The organism is Pseudomonas sp. 01L34, assembly GCF_056400265.1.
The window spans coordinates 1-1,040 of sequence record NZ_JBFTSX010000029.1 but is presented as its reverse complement, the minus strand read 5'-3'; the positions used below and the strand labels follow the sequence as shown (position 1 = coordinate 1,040).

Annotated in this window: 1 protein-coding gene; it reads right to left on the bottom strand. The window is 64.0% G+C overall.

Features of this window, described 5'->3' with window-relative positions:
- The coding region (locus tag AC1DQM_RS29810; RefSeq protein WP_477747257.1) for a VCBS domain-containing protein at positions 1–1,040 on the bottom strand (1,040 nt) is incomplete at both ends.

The following is a 1,040-nucleotide window of genomic DNA, read 5'->3' as shown; positions in this document are numbered from 1 at the left end:
AGGCCATCGCTGACCTGGATGGTGAACACTTCATTGTGAGTCTCGCCGGCCTGCAGTGATTGCACGGCACTGGCGACACCATCGGTGCCATTGGCCAGGGTGTAAGTCCACTGACCGCTGCCGTCGACGGCGATCGAGCCATAAGTGCCGGTATTGGACCCGGCAATRCTCCAGGTGGCGGTAGCATCGTGGTCGATGTCGCTCGAGCTGAACTGGCCACTGACGCTGAGGCTGCTGTCCTCCTGCACCGCGCCGACATCGTTGTCGCTGGCGAAGCTGAGTACCGGGGCGTCATTGCTGCCGGTGACGGTGACAGTCACTTGCTGGGTGTCGATGCCGCCGAGGCCGTCGCTGACCTGGATGCTGAACACTTCATTGTGACTCTCGCCGGCCTGCAACGACTGCACGGCACTGGCGACGCCATTGGTGCCGTTGGCCAGGGTGTAGGTCCACTGACCGCTGCCGTCGACGGCGATCGAGCCGTAGGTTCCAGTGGCCGAGCCATTGATCGACCAGGTCGCGGTGGCCGCATGGTCGATGTCGCTCGAGCTGAACTGGCCACTGACGCTGAGGGTGCTGTCTTCCTGCACCGCACCGGCATCGTTGCCGCTGGCGAAGCTGAGCACCGGTGCGTCGTTGCTGCCGCTGACGGTGACGGTCACCTGCTGGGTGTCGACGCCGCCGAGGCCATCGCTGACCTGGATGGTGAACACCTCGTCATGACTCTCGCCGGCCTGCAACGATTGCACGGCACTGGCGACGCCATCGGTGCCATTGGCCAACGTGTAGGTCCATTGACCGCTGCTGTCGACGGCGATYGAGCCGTAGGTTCCAGTTGCCGAGCCATTGATGGACCAAGTGGCGGTGGCATTGTGGTCGATGTCGCTTGAGCTGAACTGGCCGCTGACGCTGAGGGAGCTGTCTTCCTGCACCGCGCCCAGCTCATTGCCCGACGCGAAACTGAGTACCGGGGCGTCGTTGCTGCCGGTGACTGTGACGGTCACTTGCTGGGTGTCGACGCCGCCGAGGCCRTCGCTGAC